Below are 365 nucleotides of genomic sequence, written 5' to 3' on the forward strand. Positions count from 1 at the left end.
GAACGAATATCAACGTTTCCGGCATGTATATGCAGGGGACGGTTCCCGATGCGGAGAATCTGATCGGCGTTCCGCTTTCGTTGTCGCTGTCGATCAATTCCGGCTCGGTTTCCATGACCCTATTGGAAGGCCCGCGCGTGCTGGCCGTGCTGGTATCGGGACCGTGGGTAAGCGCGAACGGCGAGTTCACGGGTTCCGGAACCGGCATGTTCACGCAAGCCTGAAGTAGCCGGCGGCACGACGTTACGTCACTGGCGCGCGCTACACGCCCGATGCCAGCCGACGACCGGTCAGGGCGTCACTTCGACGGCGCCCTGATCCGTTCAATAGAAAGACATCCATTCAGGACACGAAATGACTGCCAT

At 59.7% G+C, this 365-nt stretch carries 1 protein-coding gene; it reads left to right on the plus strand.

Translation table 11 applies throughout. From position 1 onward, the window contains the following. Positions 1-224 (plus strand): hypothetical protein (locus tag SB725_RS30330; protein ID WP_410923047.1); only part of this gene is annotated, 224 nt, incomplete at its 5' end. Positions 225-365: the final 141 nt, after the last annotated feature.

This window comes from Pseudomonas sp. SIMBA_041 (assembly GCF_046535095.1).
Classification (GTDB): Bacteria; Pseudomonadota; Gammaproteobacteria; order Pseudomonadales; family Pseudomonadaceae; genus Aquipseudomonas; species Aquipseudomonas mucoides.